The 17,539-nt window shown below is 50.8% G+C and carries 13 protein-coding genes and 3 tRNA genes; 10 read left to right on the plus strand and 6 right to left on the minus strand.

Going from position 1 to position 17,539, the window contains the following annotated elements:
- Positions 1-47: 47 nt before the first annotated feature.
- Positions 48-932, minus strand: a complete 885-nt coding sequence (gene ilvY, locus AC6IB1_RS17115) for an HTH-type transcriptional activator IlvY (protein ID WP_497567618.1) — start codon at positions 930-932, stop codon at positions 48-50.
- A 154-nt stretch (positions 933-1,086) separates the two neighbouring features.
- Here ilvY and ilvC point away from each other — a divergent pair, with 154 nt between their 5' ends.
- Positions 1,087-2,571 (plus strand): ketol-acid reductoisomerase, encoded by a 1,485-nt coding sequence (gene ilvC / locus AC6IB1_RS17120; protein ID WP_497567619.1) that lies wholly within the window; start codon positions 1,087-1,089, stop codon positions 2,569-2,571.
- Between the two features lie 67 nt (positions 2,572-2,638).
- On the opposite strand, the gene ubiK is transcribed toward ilvC, so the two are convergent.
- From ubiK to AC6IB1_RS17140, 4 genes are all read right to left on the minus strand, one after another.
- Positions 2,639-2,899, minus strand: a complete 261-nt coding sequence (ubiK, locus tag AC6IB1_RS17125) for a ubiquinone biosynthesis accessory factor UbiK (RefSeq protein WP_114996310.1) — start codon at positions 2,897-2,899, stop codon at positions 2,639-2,641.
- A gap of 150 nt (positions 2,900-3,049) precedes the next feature.
- Positions 3,050-6,127 (minus strand): multidrug efflux RND transporter permease subunit, encoded by a 3,078-nt coding sequence (locus tag AC6IB1_RS17130; protein ID WP_497567620.1) that lies wholly within the window; start codon positions 6,125-6,127, stop codon positions 3,050-3,052.
- Between the two features lie 9 nt (positions 6,128-6,136).
- Positions 6,137-7,237, minus strand: coding sequence for an efflux RND transporter periplasmic adaptor subunit (locus AC6IB1_RS17135; RefSeq protein WP_497567621.1), 1,101 nt, complete (start codon positions 7,235-7,237; stop codon positions 6,137-6,139).
- A gap of 14 nt (positions 7,238-7,251) precedes the next feature.
- Entirely contained in the window at positions 7,252-7,821 is a 570-nt protein-coding gene (locus AC6IB1_RS17140; protein WP_497567622.1) for a TetR/AcrR family transcriptional regulator, read from the minus strand.
- Between the two features lie 190 nt (positions 7,822-8,011).
- Here AC6IB1_RS17140 and rep point away from each other — a divergent pair, with 190 nt between their 5' ends.
- A complete protein-coding gene (gene rep, locus AC6IB1_RS17145; RefSeq protein WP_497567623.1) occupies positions 8,012-10,030 on the plus strand; it encodes a DNA helicase Rep in 2,019 nt (672 codons plus the stop codon).
- A gap of 45 nt (positions 10,031-10,075) precedes the next feature.
- On the opposite strand, the gene AC6IB1_RS17150 is transcribed toward rep, so the two are convergent.
- Complete coding sequence (locus AC6IB1_RS17150) at positions 10,076-10,498, minus strand: c-type cytochrome (protein ID WP_497567624.1); 423 nt, start codon at positions 10,496-10,498, stop codon at positions 10,076-10,078.
- A 341-nt stretch (positions 10,499-10,839) separates the two neighbouring features.
- Here AC6IB1_RS17150 and AC6IB1_RS17155 point away from each other — a divergent pair.
- The 8 genes from AC6IB1_RS17155 to AC6IB1_RS17190 all read left to right on the plus strand — a co-directional run bounded on the left by AC6IB1_RS17155 (position 10,840) and on the right by AC6IB1_RS17190 (position 17,382).
- A tRNA-Arg gene (locus AC6IB1_RS17155) sits at positions 10,840-10,916 on the plus strand.
- A gap of 20 nt (positions 10,917-10,936) precedes the next feature.
- Positions 10,937-11,012: transfer RNA gene (locus AC6IB1_RS17160), tRNA-His, on the plus strand.
- Positions 11,013-11,014: 2 nt separating this feature from the next.
- Positions 11,015-11,091 (plus strand) — tRNA-Pro (locus AC6IB1_RS17165).
- Positions 11,092-11,816: 725 nt separating this feature from the next.
- Entirely contained in the window at positions 11,817-13,409 is a 1,593-nt protein-coding gene (locus AC6IB1_RS17170; protein ID WP_497567625.1) for an ABC transporter substrate-binding protein, read from the plus strand.
- Between the two features lie 81 nt (positions 13,410-13,490).
- Positions 13,491-14,504: an ABC transporter permease subunit gene (locus AC6IB1_RS17175; protein ID WP_497567626.1), complete on the plus strand. Its 1,014-nt coding sequence runs from the start codon at positions 13,491-13,493 to the stop codon at positions 14,502-14,504.
- Between the two features lie 11 nt (positions 14,505-14,515).
- On the plus strand, positions 14,516-15,421 hold the full coding sequence (gene dppC, locus AC6IB1_RS17180) for a dipeptide ABC transporter permease DppC (protein ID WP_497567627.1): 906 nt from the start codon (positions 14,516-14,518) through the stop codon (positions 15,419-15,421).
- A gap of 9 nt (positions 15,422-15,430) precedes the next feature.
- Positions 15,431-16,411, plus strand: coding sequence for a dipeptide ABC transporter ATP-binding protein (gene dppD / locus AC6IB1_RS17185; protein WP_497567628.1), 981 nt, complete (start codon positions 15,431-15,433; stop codon positions 16,409-16,411).
- Positions 16,408-17,382, plus strand: coding sequence for a peptide ABC transporter ATP-binding protein (locus AC6IB1_RS17190; RefSeq protein WP_497567629.1), 975 nt, complete (start codon positions 16,408-16,410; stop codon positions 17,380-17,382). The genes dppD and AC6IB1_RS17190 overlap by 4 nt, the downstream gene beginning before the upstream one ends.
- Positions 17,383-17,539: the final 157 nt, after the last annotated feature.

Consider the following 17,539-nt stretch of genomic DNA (forward strand, 5'->3'; position numbering starts at 1 on the left):
TGGCAATAGCAGGGCTTTTTGCTGTCTGCGTTATTTGATATCTAAAGCTAGATCGTTTTCCTTTCTGCCACATCCCAAAGCGCTTTGATCAGCGGATTGTCTATCTGGGAACGAAGGCAGCATACGCCTAGTTCAAATGGTTTAATGGGTGCCAGTTTCAGTTTTTCTATTTTGTCCCTGACCGGGCTGTTGTTGATCACCACATCTGGTGCAATTCCAACCCCGCACCCGAGTGCGACCATACTGACTATTGCCTCATGGCCGGATACCTGAGCATAGATATTGGGTCTAATCTTCATTTTCTTGAACCATGTATTGGCTCGTTCTCTGGCTGTCCCTGCTTCCGGCACAATAAAGTGGATAGAAGACCAGTCCGGATGCTCACTTTGCAATATATCAGTAAAACTGCTGATCCCTATCGGGGCAATGACGGATAACGGAATGTCACTGATAGGCTCGAACGCAATTTTCGCAGGGAGTTGTTCTGGTAATGCCGAGATTGCAATGTCAGCGTTGTCAGAGAGTACTTTGTCGATAGCCTGCGCAGGATCCCCGGTTGAGACTTTCAATTCAATCAACGGGTGCCTTAAGCGGAACTCAGCCAATAGCTTGGGCAAATGGCTGTAGCTTGCAGTGACGGAGCAAAACAGCCTTATCTCACCCACCAACTCATTTCCTGTGGCATTAAACTGACTTTGGTACTGCTGCCATTCTTGCAAGATTTTTAACGCGACCGGTAACAGCTTTCTTCCAGCCAATGTCAGCTCTACGCTCCGGTTATCGCGAAGAAACAGTTGCTGTTCCGCTTCCTGTTCCAGCTTCTGGATTTGGCGGCTCAGAGCGGATGGACTGACATGCATAGCCGATGCGGTTTTAGAGAAACTTCTGCTGTTGCAAAGATGTATGAACAGCTGAAGATGTTTGATGTTCATCGATTAACTTCCATGTTGCAAAAAATGCAATTACTTGTTGTGAATATATCACTTTAGGCAACCTAATGCCTGATCTATGATGAGGGCAATTTGGTGCAACAGATTGTTATGTTCGCATCGCTAAGGGACACATTTTCTTCATGGAGTATTCGACATGTCTAACTATTTCAATACCTTGAACTTGCGAGAGCAATTGGCTCAATTAGGTGTATGCCGTTTTATGGATAAAGCGGAATTCGCAAACGAAGCGGATTACCTGAAAGGCAAAAAGGTCGTTATTGTGGGTTGTGGTGCACAGGGCCTGAACCAAGGGCTTAATATGCGCGACTCGGGTTTGGACGTGTCTTATGCACTGCGTCAGGCGGCGATTGATGAGCAGCGTCAGTCCTACAAAAATGCCAAAGAGAACGGTTTTAATGTCGATAACTACGAAAATCTGATCCCGCAGGCGGATCTCGTGGTTAACCTGACACCGGACAAGCAGCACACGGCAGTCGTTAGTGCAGTGATGCCGCTGATGAAGCAAGGTGCGGCACTGGGTTATTCCCACGGCTTCAATATTGTTGAAGAAGGCATGCAAATCCGCAGTGACATCACTGTTGTGATGGTGGCACCTAAGTGTCCGGGTACAGAAGTGCGTGAAGAATACAAGCGTGGCTTTGGTGTTCCGACCCTTATTGCTGTTCACCCAGAAAACGACCCAAATGGTGATGGCCTGGAGATTGCAAAAGCGTGGGCTGCTGCAACCGGCGGTCACCGCGCAGGTGTGCTGGAGTCTTCTTTTGTTGCGGAAGTGAAATCTGACCTGATGGGCGAGCAAACCATCCTGTGTGGCATGCTGCAGGCAGGTTCTATCGTGTGTTACGAGAAAATGGTTGCTGAGGGTATCGATCCAGGTTATGCAGGTAAACTGCTGCAATTTGGTTGGGAGACCATCACTGAAGCGCTGAAGTTTGGCGGTATCACCCATATGATGGATCGCCTGTCTAACCCAGCAAAAGTGAAAGCGTTTGAACTTTCTGAAGATCTGAAAGATCTGATGCGCCCACTGTATAACAAGCATATGGATGACATCATCTCCGGTCACTTTTCATCAACCATGATGGCTGACTGGGCGAATGATGATGCGGACTTGTTGAGCTGGCGTGCAGAGACAGCAGAAACCGCATTTGAAAACTACCCAGAAACTGACGTTAAGATTTCTGAGCAGGAGTACTTCGATAACGGTATCCTGATGGTGGCAATGGTTCGCGCGGGTGTTGAACTGGCATTTGAAGCGATGACGGCATCCGGCATCATCGAAGAGTCTGCCTACTATGAATCACTGCATGAATTGCCACTGATTGCGAATACTATCGCACGTAAGCGCCTGTATGAAATGAACGTGGTTATCTCTGACACGGCAGAATACGGTAACTATCTGTTTGCCAACGTTGCTACACCGCTGCTGCGTGAGAAATTCATGCCGTTGGTGGGTACTGATGTGATTGGTAAAGGTCTGGGTGAAACTGGCAACCACGTTGACAACCAAACCCTGATTGACGTGAATGATGCGCTGCGCAACCACCCGGTAGAGTGGATTGGCCAGGAGCTGCGTGGCTACATGACTGATATGAAACGTATCGCAGTCGGTGACTAATCACCGAAGAGTGCAAGTACGAGAAACCCGGCAATCGCCGGGTTTTCTATATCTTTCGTAATGGTATTTAAGCGTCAGACTTTTCGTTGAGCTTTTGCTCAAACTCAGCCAGCTTTTGTTCCATTTCGGTCAGCTTCTGGCGGGTACGAAGCAGGACTTGAGTCTGGACATCAAACTCTTCCCGGCTGACTACATCCAGTTTAGCCAGCTGTGACTGAATCACTTCGCGAACCTTCTGCTCCACATCGTTACCCAGATCTCTTACCGGCTTAGGCATAGACTCATGGATTTGCTTGGCAATTTGCTCCAACTTTTTTGGGTCGAACATGTGTTACTCCTTATTTTGATGCCGCTATTCTAAGCAACCCTCGCCCTTTTGTCGAAAGGGTCATGCAAGGCATTTGTTGCACAGAGTCATAAAGTCATACGCAGGAAAAAGGAAAAGGCCTCAAAATGAGGCCTTTCGTCAGGTTTGAACTCAGTGCGCTGGCTTTTTGCTGGCGTCAAAATCTTCTTCAAACTCTGGCAGAGGCTGGTGTTTGCTTGCCAGATAGGTATAGATCACCGGCAAAACAAACAAAGTGAACAGCGTACCAATCGCCAGACCGGCAACGATAACGATACCGATACTGAAACGTTGCGCCGCACCGGCACCGGTGGCGTACATCAGTGGGATCAGACCGGCAATCATTGCTGCTGTGGTCATCAGGATAGGGCGCAAGCGCACTTTCGCTGCTTCCATGACAGCTTCCATCTTGCCCACACCCCGGTGCAGCTGCTCTTCCTTCGCCACCTCACAGATAAGGATACCGTGCTTGGTGATAAGGCCGATCAGCGTGATAAGGCCGACCTGGGAGTAGATGTTCATGGTTGCTGCGCCTGAGGCCAGTGCAATCAGTGCACCACAGATAGCTAGAGGCACCGATACCAGAATGACCAAGGGATCACGCAGTGATTCGAACTGGATAGCCAGTACCAGGAAGATCACCGCCAGCGCCAGCATAAAGGTGCCCACCAGTGCACTGCCTTCAGTCACGAACTGACGGGATTCACCCAGATAGTCGTGCTGGTAACCGGCAGGCAGTTTTTCCCTGGCGACATTTTCAAACCAGTCAATTACATCACCCATCGGCATACCTGCAGCAGCCACGCTGATGGTCGCAGAGTTTAACTGATTGAAGTGTGGCAGGGCGCGGGGCTCTGCGACAACGTCAATGGTGATCAGCGAGCCTAGAGGTACCGCTTCACCACTGGCTGAGCGCACATAGTAGCCCTTAATCGATTCCGGATTCAGGCGGTACTTACGCTCAACCTGCGGGATCACTTCATAAGAGCGGCCATCCAGATCGATACGGTTGACGTAGCCGTCCGCCATCATAGTACCCAGGGTGATACCAATATCCTGCATGGTCACGCCGTAGGCACCCGCTTTGTCTTTGTCGATGTTGATTTTCATCGTCGCAGAGTCGAAGTTTAAATCCATGTCGGAGTATACAAACTGCGGGTTGCTTTTCACTTCTGCCAAAATGTCAGAGGCGACCTGGAACAGGCTTTCGAAGTTGTTCGGTGTCGTGATCACGAACTGGATTGGCAGGCCTGAAGAGGCACCTGGCAATTCTGGCATCTGGAAGGCAGTGACTGCCATGCCCGGGATGTCTTTCACTTCGGCCCCCATGCGCTGAACCACTTCCGCCTGGCTGGCTTCACGCTCGCTCCAAGGCACCAGGGAAGCGATACCAAACGCCTGGTTGGACTTAGGCACGCCGGAGAACACTTGTGAGAATGCCACCTCCGGTTGGTCAGCCAGCTTCTGGTTCACTTCCGCCATCGTATTCTGGATATAGTCCAGGTTCGCGGTAGACGGCGCGGTACCCATCATAACCAGCACACCTTTGTCTTCTGCCGGTGCCAGTTCACTCGGAATGAGCTTGAACAGCATTGGCAGGCTGGCAAAGACAATCACGGCGAAAGTGATGATCACTGGACGCATGCCCATGACACTTTTCAGCATTTTTGCGTAGCGCTCGGTCATGCCATCCAAGAAGTGATGGACTTTCGCTTCGAACTTGCCCGGCTGCTCGTTGGCTTTCAGCATTTTCGAACACATCATCGGCGACAGGGTCAGCGCGATGATACCGGAGACAAAAACGGCACCGGCCAACGTCAGGGCAAACTCCTTAAACAGCGAGCCAGTGATGCCCCCCATCAACGCGATAGGGGCATAGACTGCCGCCAGCGTCAGGGTCATCGAAATCACCGGGACCGCAATTTCGCGGGTACCGATAATGGCCGCGCGGAACGGGGATTCCCCGAGCTTGATATGCCGGTCGACATTTTCAAGCACCACGATGGCGTCATCCACCACCAGACCGATAGCCAGTACCATCGCCAGCAGCGTCATCAGGTTCAGCGAGAAGCCAAACAGCTCCATCATCATTGCCACACCAATCAGCGACAGTGGAATGGTAATGATCGGGATGAGTACCGCACGGAAGGAACCCAGGAACAGGGTGATCACCACCAACACGATCAATGCCGCTTCAATGATGGTTTTCACCACCTCCTTGATTGATTCGTTAATGGCAACGGTAGAATCGTAAAGCACGTTCATCTTGATCGTGCTAGGCATATTGCGCTCAAGCTCTGGTAGCTTTTTCAGTACATCGGCGGCAATGTTAATTGGGTTGGCCGTTGGCGCAGCATTAATTGCAGCGACCACAGCCTCAGAACCGTTCGCTGTAGCACGGTAAATATCATGGCTCTTTTCGAGCGTGACCTTGGCAATATCCCCTAATCGGATCACCTGACCTTCCTGGGTGGCAACAACCAGACGCTTCAACTCATCGGTGTCAGAGACCTGAGTGTCTGCTGCGCCGTTGTAGATCATGTAGGTACCGATAGACTGGCCGGTTGCCGACTGGTAGTTGTTGGCATTCAGCACGCCCATCACATCGGTGGCTGTCAGGTTGAAAGCGGCCATTTTTGCCGGATCCAGCCAAACGCGCAGGGCGTATTTAAGGCCACCGTACAGGTCGATGCTGGCTACACCATTGACGGTGAACAGCTGTGGTTTGGTGACACGCTCCAGATAGTCAGTGATCTGGCTGGAGTCGAGTGCTTCCGACGTAAAGCCGATGTACATCACCGCGGTGGTTGAGCCGGTCGACATGGATACCGATGGATCTTCGGCCTCTCCCGGCAGTTGGGCGCGCACCGAGTTCACCTTGGCCAGAATGTCAGCCAGCGCCGCATTTGGGTCGGTATTGAGCTTCATGTATGCCGTGATGGTCGATTTACCGAGCACCGATTCAGACGTCATAAAATCGATGTTATCAGCCTGCGCCACCGCCTGTTCAAGCGGGGTAGTGATAAAACCCTGGATAAGGTCGGCACTCGCACCATAGTAGCTGGTGGAGATGGTTACCACGGTATTGGTCATGTCCGGGTATTCCCGTACCTGCATCTTGAACATCGATTGCAGGCCGAGCAGGGCGATCAGGAAACTGATCGACACCGCCAGGACCGGACGTTTGATGAAAATATCAGTGAATTTCATAGCAGCCCCTTACAGTTGTGGCAGCTCTGCCGGTGGGTTTAGGGCATCGCTTTCGACCACACGCACTTTGGCACCGTTACTTAGGCGAACCTGACCGGAAGTGACCACTTTATCACCGGCTTTCAGGCCTTCCAGTACGTGGACAACGTGGCCTTTACGTTCGCCGACTTTCACTACCTGCTGGTATGCGCGCAATTCGCCCTCTTCTTCCCGCAGCACATACACGTTTTCACCGTACAGGGTGAAGTTGATGGCGGTCTGGTCAACCACGATTTGGTTTTCGATGGTAGGCAGGATGATATTAGCACGGGCAAACATACCTGAACGCAGCTGGCCGTGGTTGTTTGGAATATCCGCCTGCACCTGGATCAGGCCGCTTTGGAAGTTGACCGCAGGCTCAATGGCGCTGATCTTGCCGGTAAACGGCGTGTCCGGATAGGCGTCGACAGAAATGTCAATTTGCTGGCCCAGTTTGATTTTGGCAATGTCAGTCTGGGGAACAGTAAAGCGAAGGCGCATGATAGATGTGTCTTCCAGGCGCACAATTTCATTGCCCGGTTGAAGATACTCGCCCAGAAATACGTTCCGTAGGCCTACAATGCCATCGAAAGGCGCATCAATGGTGCGGCGATCAATAGAAGCATTCAGGCTCTCTACATCGGCCAGGAGTGAACGGAAGTTGGCTTCAGCCTCATCCAGCGCTTCTTTAGAGATAGATCCTTTTTCGAACAGTCCCTGATAGCGCTTATACTTGGCCTCGGCAGCCGGCAGGCGTGCCTGGGTGCTTTTCAGGTTTGCCGCTTCGACTTTCGAATCCAGCGCCACCAGCACATCCCCCTGTTTAACGGTCTGGCCAGATTTAAAGTTAATCGTTTCAATCACGCCACTGACTTCACTGGTCAGCGTGACACCCTGGTTGGGTTCGATAAAACCGATCGCTTCAATGGTCGGGATCCAAGCGGTGGGTGTCATTTCTACCGCTGTAACAGGGAATTCGGCCTCAGGCATGTTTTTGAAGGCTTCGAATTTTTCCAGGTTGTCGTTCAGTTTGTAGAGAACGGGGGTGGCCATCGCGGCCACAATGGCTAGCATTATCAACCATTTTTTCATTGAGATTGCTCCGGTTATCTTTGAAGGCATATAGCGTCCCAGCAAGCATTGATCGCTTCTTCGATTGCTGGTTCGTCGAGTTCAATCACACCCTGTACCTGTTTGCGAGCCAGACACACCGCCGGTTCAATACCAATGCTGGACAGTACATAGGTGGATAGGGGTTTAAATGTACCGCTTGCGATACCACGTTCAAAAAAACGGTGAATTGGGCCGAAGGCTTTTAAATCCAACAACTGTTGTTCTTCGTTTCTCTGGTAAGGCAAACTGTCAAATTGTTCGCGGTTTATCGCATTGTCATCACGACTGATGGTCAGGTGCCAGGCATTGCGCCACAGCGTGACAAACTGTTGCTCCAGGGACATGTTATCGCTGAAACCCTCAAGCATTTTGGTCGCGCATTGCTGAACCACGTGGCATCTGAGCTGGCGTAACAAATCATCTTTATCCGAGAAATAACGGTAAATCGTGCCTGCGGCAACCTTAGCTTCTTTCGCAACCATCTGTATCGACAGGCGGTCAAAGCCGTGGGTGGCCAGCAAACGCTCCGTTGCTTCCAGAATTTGCGTTTTCTTGTCAGTCATAACACGCCGTCTTTGGTGAATGAACGTTCATTCATTGTATTGATAAGCTCACACATTGCCAACACGTTATTCATGATGACAAGGTTTCAGTATCGGGACTTGCCCTTTTATCACCTGCGGCCTGAAGTTATCCCGCGTTTGGGTATACAATGCGCCTGCAAACTATCGCGTAAACGAACAGAGGAGCTGCATGAAACTGAATCCAGCGCAGAATGATGCTGTCCACCATGTCTCTGGGCCTTGCCTGGTGCTGGCGGGCGCGGGCTCCGGTAAAACGCGTGTTATTACGAACAAAATTGCCTACCTGGTTCAACATTGTGGTTATAAAGCGCGTCATATTGCGGCAGTAACGTTCACCAATAAAGCCGCCCGGGAGATGAAAGAGCGTGTTGGGCAGGCTCTCAGCCGTCAGGAAACGCGGGGATTGATGGTGTCCACGTTTCACACCCTTGGACTTAACATCATTCGTCGTGAATATAAGAGTCTGGGCCTAAAAGCCGGTTTCTCGCTGTTTGATGATCAAGACCAGATAGCACTTTTAAAAGATCTCACTGAAAAAGAGCTCGATGGCGATAAGGATTTGCTCAAGCAGTTGCTGCATACCATTTCCAACTGGAAAAACGATATGCTGACACCGCAGCAGGCACAAGCTGCCGCCATGGGAGAACGTGACCAGTTGTTTGCCCATTGTTATGCCATGTACCAAAAACAGATGAAGGCCTATAACGCGCTGGACTTTGATGACCTTATTCTGATGCCGGTGATCCTGCTGAAAACCAATGAGGAGGTGCGTGAGCGCTGGCAGAGCAAAATCCGTTACCTTCTGGTCGACGAATATCAGGATACCAACACCAGTCAGTACCAGTTGGTGAAATTGCTGGTAGGAGAGCGGGCACGCTTTACCGTGGTAGGGGACGATGACCAGTCGATTTACAGCTGGCGCGGCGCACAGCCGAAAAATCTGCTGATGTTGAGCCAGGACTTCCCAGCGCTGAAAGTCATTAAGCTGGAACAAAACTACCGTTCGACCAGCCGTATTCTGCGTGCAGCCAATATCCTGATCGCTAATAACCCACACGTGTTTGAGAAAACCCTGTTTTCTGCGCTGCCGGACGGCGAAATGCTCAAAGTGCTTAAAGCCAACAATGAGGAACATGAAGCCGAACGGGTGGTGGGTGAAATCATAGCCCACAAGTTTATGAATCGCACTCACTACAAGGATTACGCCATCCTTTACCGTGGCAACCATCAGTCACGCCTGTTCGAAAAGGCCCTGATGCAGAACCGTATTCCCTACAAGATCTCCGGGGGCACCTCCTTCTTTGCCCGCGCAGAAATCAAAGACATCATGGCCTACCTGCGTTTGCTGACCAACCCGGATGATGACAATGCCTTCCTGCGCATTGTGAATGTTCCGCGCCGTGAAATTGGTCCGGTGACACTCGAAAAGCTTGGAACATACGCCAACATGCGCGGGAAAAGCCTGTTTGCTGCCAGCTTCGAACTGGGGCTCCAGACGCACCTCAGCGGACGTGGGCTTGAGTCCCTGCAACGTTTTACCCGCTGGATGGTAGAGCTTTCCGATCAGTTTGAACGGGGGGATGCGGTGGATGCCGTGCGCTCGCTGGTGCGTGATTCGCATTATGAAGACTGGCTGTATGAAACCTCTCCGAGCCCGAAAGCCGCGGAGATGCGGATGAAGAACGTGTCTGATCTCTACAGCTGGATAGTGGCCGATCTGGAGGGTGATAACTACGACAACGAAGTGAAGACACTCCGTGAAGTGGTTCAGCGCCTGACGCTGCGCGATATGATGGAACGCGGCGAGGATGACGACGATGCTGATCAGGTGCAATTGATGACACTGCATGCCTCAAAAGGTCTGGAGTTCCCATATGTGTATCTGGTAGGCATGGAAGAGGGCTTGCTGCCTCACCAATCGAGTATTGACGAGGATAACGTCGAGGAAGAGCGCCGTCTTGCGTACGTCGGCATTACCCGCGCTCAAAAGGAGATGACCTTTACCCTGTGTAAAGAGCGCAGGCAGTATGGTGAGCTGATAAAGCCAATGCCCAGCCGTTTCCTTGAAGAGTTGCCGTATGATGATGTGGAATGGGAAGAGAAGAAAAAGCCCCAGACCCAGGAAGAACGGATGGCCAAAGGGCAGGCTGCGATTGCCAACCTAAGGGCAATGCTGAAGAAAGAGTGATAAAAAGCCGGATCACCCGGCTTTTTCCCTAACGGGCCGTGTCCTTTACAGTGACAGCAAGTGGTCGACGGCTGCAACAATTTCCTCGTCTGAACAATCCATGCATGTACCGCGTGCTGGCATACCATTAAACCCTTCAATCGCATGCTTGTTCAATGTGTCACGGCCTTGTGCCAGGCGTGGTTCCCACGCGGCGGCATCACCGACTTTCGGCGCACCGGCTGCCCCTGTTGCGTGGCAGGCCATACAGAAGGTGTTGTAAATTGTATCACCTGTACGTGGACCTGAAGGTGCAGCTGCTGCCGTTTCAACCGGCGCTTCGCCTTCCAGGTAAACGGAACCGACAGGTGCGATGCGTTCTGCAATAGCTTCTTCTGACATATCAGCAGCGTGCGCTGCGCCCATCAGAGAGAAAGCAGTAACAGCAGATACTGCTAGACGACGTAAAAAAATTCCCTTTGCGCTCACTGTTTCACTCCCAATATCTTTTTGGTCCCGAGTACCCGGACGCTTTTTATGCGGTTAGTTATTTTTATCACAATTGAAGGGAAGGTTTGGCTAACTGAGTCTCCCTTTTTAGTCATCATGACAATCTTGAATACGAAGTATGAATATTATCAGGTTAACTCCGTGTAAAGATTAAGTGATTATAGCGCTTTAGATTGTTGCGTGAAACCGTTATGATACGCCTTGCTTGCACTGATTTTAGCCTGATCGGGCAAAAATAAACCGTTCGGAGAAAAAATTAAAAAAAGTGCTAGACGGAAGGGAGCGATATCCGTAATATGCGACTCCGCCGACAGGGGCAAGCGCCCGTAGCTCAGCTGGATAGAGCGTTGGCCTCCGGAGCCAAAGGTCGCAGGTTCGAATCCTGTCGGGTGCGCCAGTCCGGAACGAAAAAATATGGTGGCTATAGCTCAGTTGGTAGAGCCCTGGATTGTGATTCCAGTTGTCGCGGGTTCAAGTCCCGTTAGCCACCCCACTCGGTGAATAGCGCAGTTTGGTAGCGCATCTGGTTTGGGACCAGAGGGTCGGGGGTTCGAATCCCTCTTCACCGACCACTTTCAGGAAAGCCCGCTCAGTAGAGCGGGCTTTTTCGTTTTCTCAGTGCGGGATTGAGGCGGCATCGTTACATCCATGGCTGATATAGAAGCCTGCTTTTCGTTAACATGATAGGGACACCCAGACAGTGCTTCATGCGAATTATCATTTCTTTGAAGTAAGTCATGCTGAAAGAGGTGCTGAATCGAGCGTTTAATGCATGTTAGCTCTTCTAATTATGCATTTATGTTACTTATGACCAATCGAATATGGTTAGGTGTTGATGGTTTATTTTTAGCGATAAATGCTAGAAAGTGTGGCAGAATGTGCATTAAAGGTTAATTTTTATCCTAAGATTTTCATTTCTTACTTATTTTTTCCTATATATTTTACATATCTCGTCCCATTCCTCTTCTCACCAAATAAAGATTTGTAAAACAATTAGTTATACGTGATACATTTTGTTTTTTATTACTCTGCATATCCTCATTGGTTTGACTAAATATGCGATGTGGAGCTTTAAAGATAGAACTTAGTGCTGCTTTGTTGATTTTTTGTAAAATTTTTGACAGATTCATTTATCAACAAATTGCCTTGAATTTGCGCAATTTAAAACTGGCCGCTGATTCCATCTATAGCTTCCTCAAACCGGATTGATTTACACGAAAGGGTGCGGGAAGCATTTTTCGCTGTAAGGAAGGTGGTTTGGCGGCCGTTTGTCGTTCAAACCACATGGAGTCAAACGATGAAAACAGGAATGTTGAAGCTGAGTGCAGCGTTACTTGCATCAGCGATGACGGCCGGCGTGCAGGCAAAAACCTTGGTTTACTGTTCAGAAGGCTCTCCAGAAGGATTTAACCCGTCGCTCTACACAGCAGGCACCACTTTTGATGCAAGCTCTCGCCAAATTTTTAACCGTCTGGTGCAGTTTGAGCGCGGTACCACTAACATCGTTCCGGGTCTTGCCGAGTCATGGACTGTCTCTGACGATGGCCTGATTTACACCTTCAAACTGCGTGAAGGTGTTAAGTTCCACACCACGAAAAATTTCAAACCGACACGTGATTTCAACGCTGATGACGTTATCTTCTCGTTTATGCGTCAGAAAGACGAGAATCATCCATACCATAAAGTGTCTGGTGGTACTTACGAGTACTTCGGATACACCGAAATGGGTACGCTCGTTGACTCCATCGAGAAGGTTGATGATTACACAGTACGCTTTAACCTGACACGCCCAGAAGCGCCGTTCATTGCTAACCTGGCGATGGACTTCGCGTCAATCATGTCTGCTGAGCAGGCGGATCAAATGTTAAAGGCGGGTACGCCTGAGAAGCTTGATCTGGAGCCAGCGGGTACGGGTCCATTTGCGCTGGCAGGCTACAAAAAAGACTCCACCATCCGCTACTTGGCTCACCCAGAATATTATGAAGGCAAAGCGCCAATAGATCGCTTGGTCTTTTCCATCACGCCGGATTCGTCAGTGCGTTATGCGAAACTGCAGAAAGGTGAATGTCATGTGATGCCTTTCCCGAACCCGGCAGACCTTGAGCGCATGGGCAATGATGACGTGGTCAACCTGATGAGTCAGGAAGGATTGAATGTTGGTTACTTGGCCTTTAACGTAGAGAAAGCGCCTTTCAACGATGTTCGTGTGCGTAAAGCTCTGAATATGGCCGTCAATAAAGAAGCCATTATCGATGCGGTGTTCCAAGGCGCGGGTAAAGCAGCGAAAAACCCAATGCCATCGACGATTTGGTCTTACAACGATTCAATCCAGGATTACCCATTCGATCTGGAGCAAGCGAAAGCACTTCTAAAAGAAGCGGGTCTGGAAAACGGATTTGAAACGAACATCTGGGCAATGCCTGTCCAACGCCCTTACAACCCGAATGCGCGTCGTATGGCAGAAGTGATTCAGGCAGATTGGGCGAAGATTGGTGTTGAGGCTGAAATCGTAACCTTTGAATGGGGTGAGTACCTGAAGCGCTCGAAAGAAGGTGAGCATGACACCTTGCTGCTCGGTTGGACGGGTGACAACGGTGATCCGGATAATTTCCTTGCAGCACTGCTTGGCTGTGCGAGTGTAGGTGGTTCAAACCGCGCACGCTGGTGTTACGAACCGTTCGAAGAGCTGATCCAGAAAGCGAAACGTACGTCTGATGTTAAAGAGCGTACCAAGCTGTATGAAGAAGCGCAGGTGATCTTTAAAGAGCAGGCACCATGGGCAACCATCGCGCATTCTGTTGTCTTTGAACCTGTACGTAAAGAAGTAACAGGCTACAAAATTGACCCGTTCGGCGGTCATGTTTTCTACGGTGTAGACATCCAAGAATAATCACGCCAGAGCAAAAGAACACCGCGGTCGCAGGATGCTGCCGCGATTTTTGCGTCACCATGCAATTGAGCGAGTTGTTTTATGTTGCAGTTTATTCTTAAGCGTCTGGGGTTGGTGATCCCGACGTTTATCGGCATTACCCTGCTGACTTTTTCCCTGATCAGGATGATCCCGGGTGACCCCATTGAAGTGATGGCCGGTGAGCGCGGTGTATCCCCCAAGCGCCATGCTCAGTTGATGGCCGAGCTGGGCCTTGATAAACCCTTGCTAGAGCAGTATTTCGTCTACATCAGCAACGTGCTGCAAGGAGATCTTGGCACTTCCCTGATTACCAAAGAGCCTGTCATGAAAGAGTTTATGACTCTGTTTCCTGCCACGATGGAACTGGCTCTCTGTGCTGCGTTATTTGCCATTGCCATTGGCTTGCCTGCCGGGGTACTTGCAGCGGTCAAGCGCGGAACGGTGGTTGACCACTCTGTCATGGCGGTATCGTTAACCGGTTACTCCATGCCTATCTTCTGGTGGGCGCTGTTGCTTATTCTTTTCTTCTCTATCGGCCTTGATATAACACCGGTCTCCGGACGCATGGATGATGCCACTTATTGGGTCGATGAAGTCACGGGTTTTATGTTGATAGACAGCTGGCTTTCGGGGGAAGACGGGGCGTTTGGCGCTGCTGTTCACCATCTTGTCTTGCCTGCTGTCGCGCTTGGAACGATCCCGCTTGCGGTGATTGCCCGTATGACCCGTTCATCGATGCTGGAAGTGCTGGGAGAGGATTATATCCGCACGGCCCGTGCGAAAGGCCTGATGCCTTGGCGTGTTGTTATCATTCACGGTTTGCGCAATGCGCTTATTCCCGTCATCACAGTGATTGGCTTACAGGTCGGTATCCTGCTTTCCGGTGCCATTCTGACAGAGACCATCTTTGCCTGGCCGGGGATCGGTAAATGGTTGATTGAATCTATTGGCCGACGTGATTACCCCGTTGTACAGGGGGGGATTTTGCTGGTGGCGACCATCATCATTGTTGTTAACCTTATCGTTGATATTCTCTACGGCATCGTTAACCCACGTATTCGCCACGGTAAGTAGGAGGGTCAACGATGTCTGAAACCACACAAACTTCAAACTTTCCCCAGGAACGTGAGCCGCTGTCGCCGTTTGCAGAATTCTGGGCATACTTTTCGTCCAATAAGGGGGCGCTGGCGGGACTGATATATATCGCCTGTGTCATCGTCATTGCTGTATTGGCCCCGATAGTGGCGCCCCATAACCCGGCCGAGCAATTTCGCGATGCTCTTTTGATGCCACCGGCCTGGGTTGATGGTGGCAGCTGGAGTTATATCCTGGGCACTGACGATGTCGGTCGCGATATTCTCTCCCGCTTGATTTACGGAGCCCGGCTTTCATTGTTGATTGGCTGCCTTGTGGTGGTTCTGTCACTGGTGCTGGGTGTGGCGCTTGGACTGGTTGCCGGTTATTTCGGAGGTGTCGTCGATACCTCCATCATGCGCTTGGTGGATATCATGTTGGCATTACCAAGCCTGCTTCTGGCGATTGCCATTGTTGCCATCCTTGGGCCATCTATTTTCAATGCGTCACTGGCGATTTCCTTTGTCTCCCTGCCGCACTATGTGCGCCTGACCCGCGCGTCGGTTTTGTCAGAAATCAACCGGGATTATGTCACCGCTTCCCGCGTCGCCGGTGCGGGGCATATTCGTTTGATGTTCTCTGTCCTGCTGCCCAATTGTCTGGCGCCTTTGATTGTACAGGCAACGCTGGGCTTTTCTGCCGCTATCCTCGACATGGCTGCGCTCGGCTTTCTTGGCTTGGGGGCACAGCCGCCCACGCCTGAATGGGGCGTGATGCTGGCCGATGCCCGTCAGTTCATTAATTCAGCCTGGTGGGTGGTGACCTTCCCGGGACTTGCAATTTTGCTCACGGTGTTGGCCTTTAACCTTATGGGTGACGGTCTGCGTGATGCGCTGGATCCGAAGTTGAAGCAGTAGGAGAGCGACATGGCAATATTAGAAGTAAACGGGCTCTCTGTGCATTTTGGTGATGAGCGCGCGCCGTTTAAAGCGGTGGACAAAATCAGTTACAGCGTCGATGAAGGTGAAATTCTTGGCATTGTCGGTGAATCTGGTTCCGGAAAATCGGTCAGCTCACTGGCGATTATGGGGCTGATTGATTATCCGGGGCGAGTGAGTGCTCAGTCGGTGAATTTTTACGGCTCTAACCTGCTGGAGATGCCAGATAACGCGCGGAAAAAGCTCACTGGTGCCGATATTTCGATGATCTTCCAGGACCCCATGACCAGCCTTAACCCCTGCTTTACCGTGGGTTATCAAATCATGGAAGCATTGGGTGTTCACCAGGGGGGGAGCAAAAAAGCGCGCTGGGCGCGGGCTGAGGAATTGTTGACGCTGGTTGGGATCCCCGATCCGGCTTCACGTCTTAAGGTTTATCCGCACCAGCTTTCCGGTGGCATGAGTCAGCGCGTAATGATTGCGATGGCGATAGCCTGTAATCCCCGCCTGCTGATTGCCGACGAACCCACCACGGCATTGGATGTAACGATTCAGGCCCAGATCATTGACTTGCTGCTCGAACTACAGAAAGAGCAAAACATGGCGCTGGTGCTGATCACCCATGATTTGGCATTGGTAGCAGAGGCGGCGCATAAAGTGATGGTAATGTACGCGGGGCAGGTGGTTGAGACCGGTGCGGCGACGGACATTTTCAGCATGCCAAAGCATCCGTATACCCAGGCGCTTTTGCGTTCTTTACCGGAATCCTCCGCCGGTAAGCATCGTCTGGATTCTTTGTCAGGTGTGGTTCCTGGCCTGTTCGACCGCCCGGGAGGGTGTTTGCTGAACCCCCGCTGTCCGTATGCAACAGATAAGTGCCGTACTCAGGAGCCTGCGGTACAAGGGCCTCCGGAACGTGCGGTGAAGTGCCATTATCCATTGAATGAGCAGGGAGAGCCAACACGATGAGTGAACAGAATGCACCGCTGCTTCATGCAGTGGATCTGAAAAAATACTATCCAGTTAAACAGGGCCTATTTAAACCGGATGCAGAGGTTAAAGCACTGGACGGTGTGTCATTTACCCTGGAGCGTGGCAAAACCCTTGCTGTTGTTGGGGAATCAGGCTGTGGTAAATCAACGCTTGGCCGGTTACTGACCATGATCGAAGTGCCTACCGGAGGGACGTTGGATTTTAAAGGCAAAGATCTTCTCAAGCGCGATCCTGAATCAGACAAGCTACGTCGTCAGAAGATTCAAATTGTCTTCCAGAATCCCTATGGCTCCTTGAATCCCCGAAAAAAAATCGGCCAGATTCTTGAAGAGCCGCTTGCGATAAACACCGACATGAACGCGGCCAAGCGGAAAGCGCGTGCGATGGAGATGATGGCGAAAGTCGGGCTCAAGAAAGAGCACTACGATCGCTACCCCCATATGTTCTCCGGTGGGCAGCGTCAGCGTATCGCGATTGCCCGTGGTTTGATGCTGAATCCTGAAGTGGTTGTTGCTGATGAACCGGTTTCTGCGCTTGATGTGTCGGTGCAGGCGCAAGTGCTTAACCTGATGATGGACCTACAGGAAGAGCTTGGTCTTTCCTATGTCTTTATTTCCCATGACTTGTCGGTGGTGGAGCACATCGCAGACGACGTCATGGTGATGTATTTGGGACGCTGCGTGGAAAAAGGGAGGGCAGATGAGCTTTTCACCTCTCCACAACATCCTTATACCCAGGCATTGCTTTCTGCAACGCCGCGCCTCGACCCCGAACACCGGATAGAGCGCATTAAGTTAACCGGGGAGTTACCCAGTCCGTTGAATCCGCCGAAAGGTTGTGCATTCCATGCGCGATGCCGTAACGCTATCGATAAATGTCACCACGAACAACCTTCGTTAAAAACGCATGGAGACAGACAAATAGCTTGTCATGTTGTGAATAAGTGACACTAGGTGCGATAAAGAGAAAAAAGGGCAGCATCAAACTGTCTCTATTCCTCTTTTCTCGTTATTTCATGGATTTCAGAGTAGGCTGAATAATAAACCTCTTTGACGGATAACGTGTAATGATTGCAAAATTTTCACACCTGATACCTTTCTTGTT

This window comes from Grimontia sp. THUN1695, from assembly GCF_059704325.2.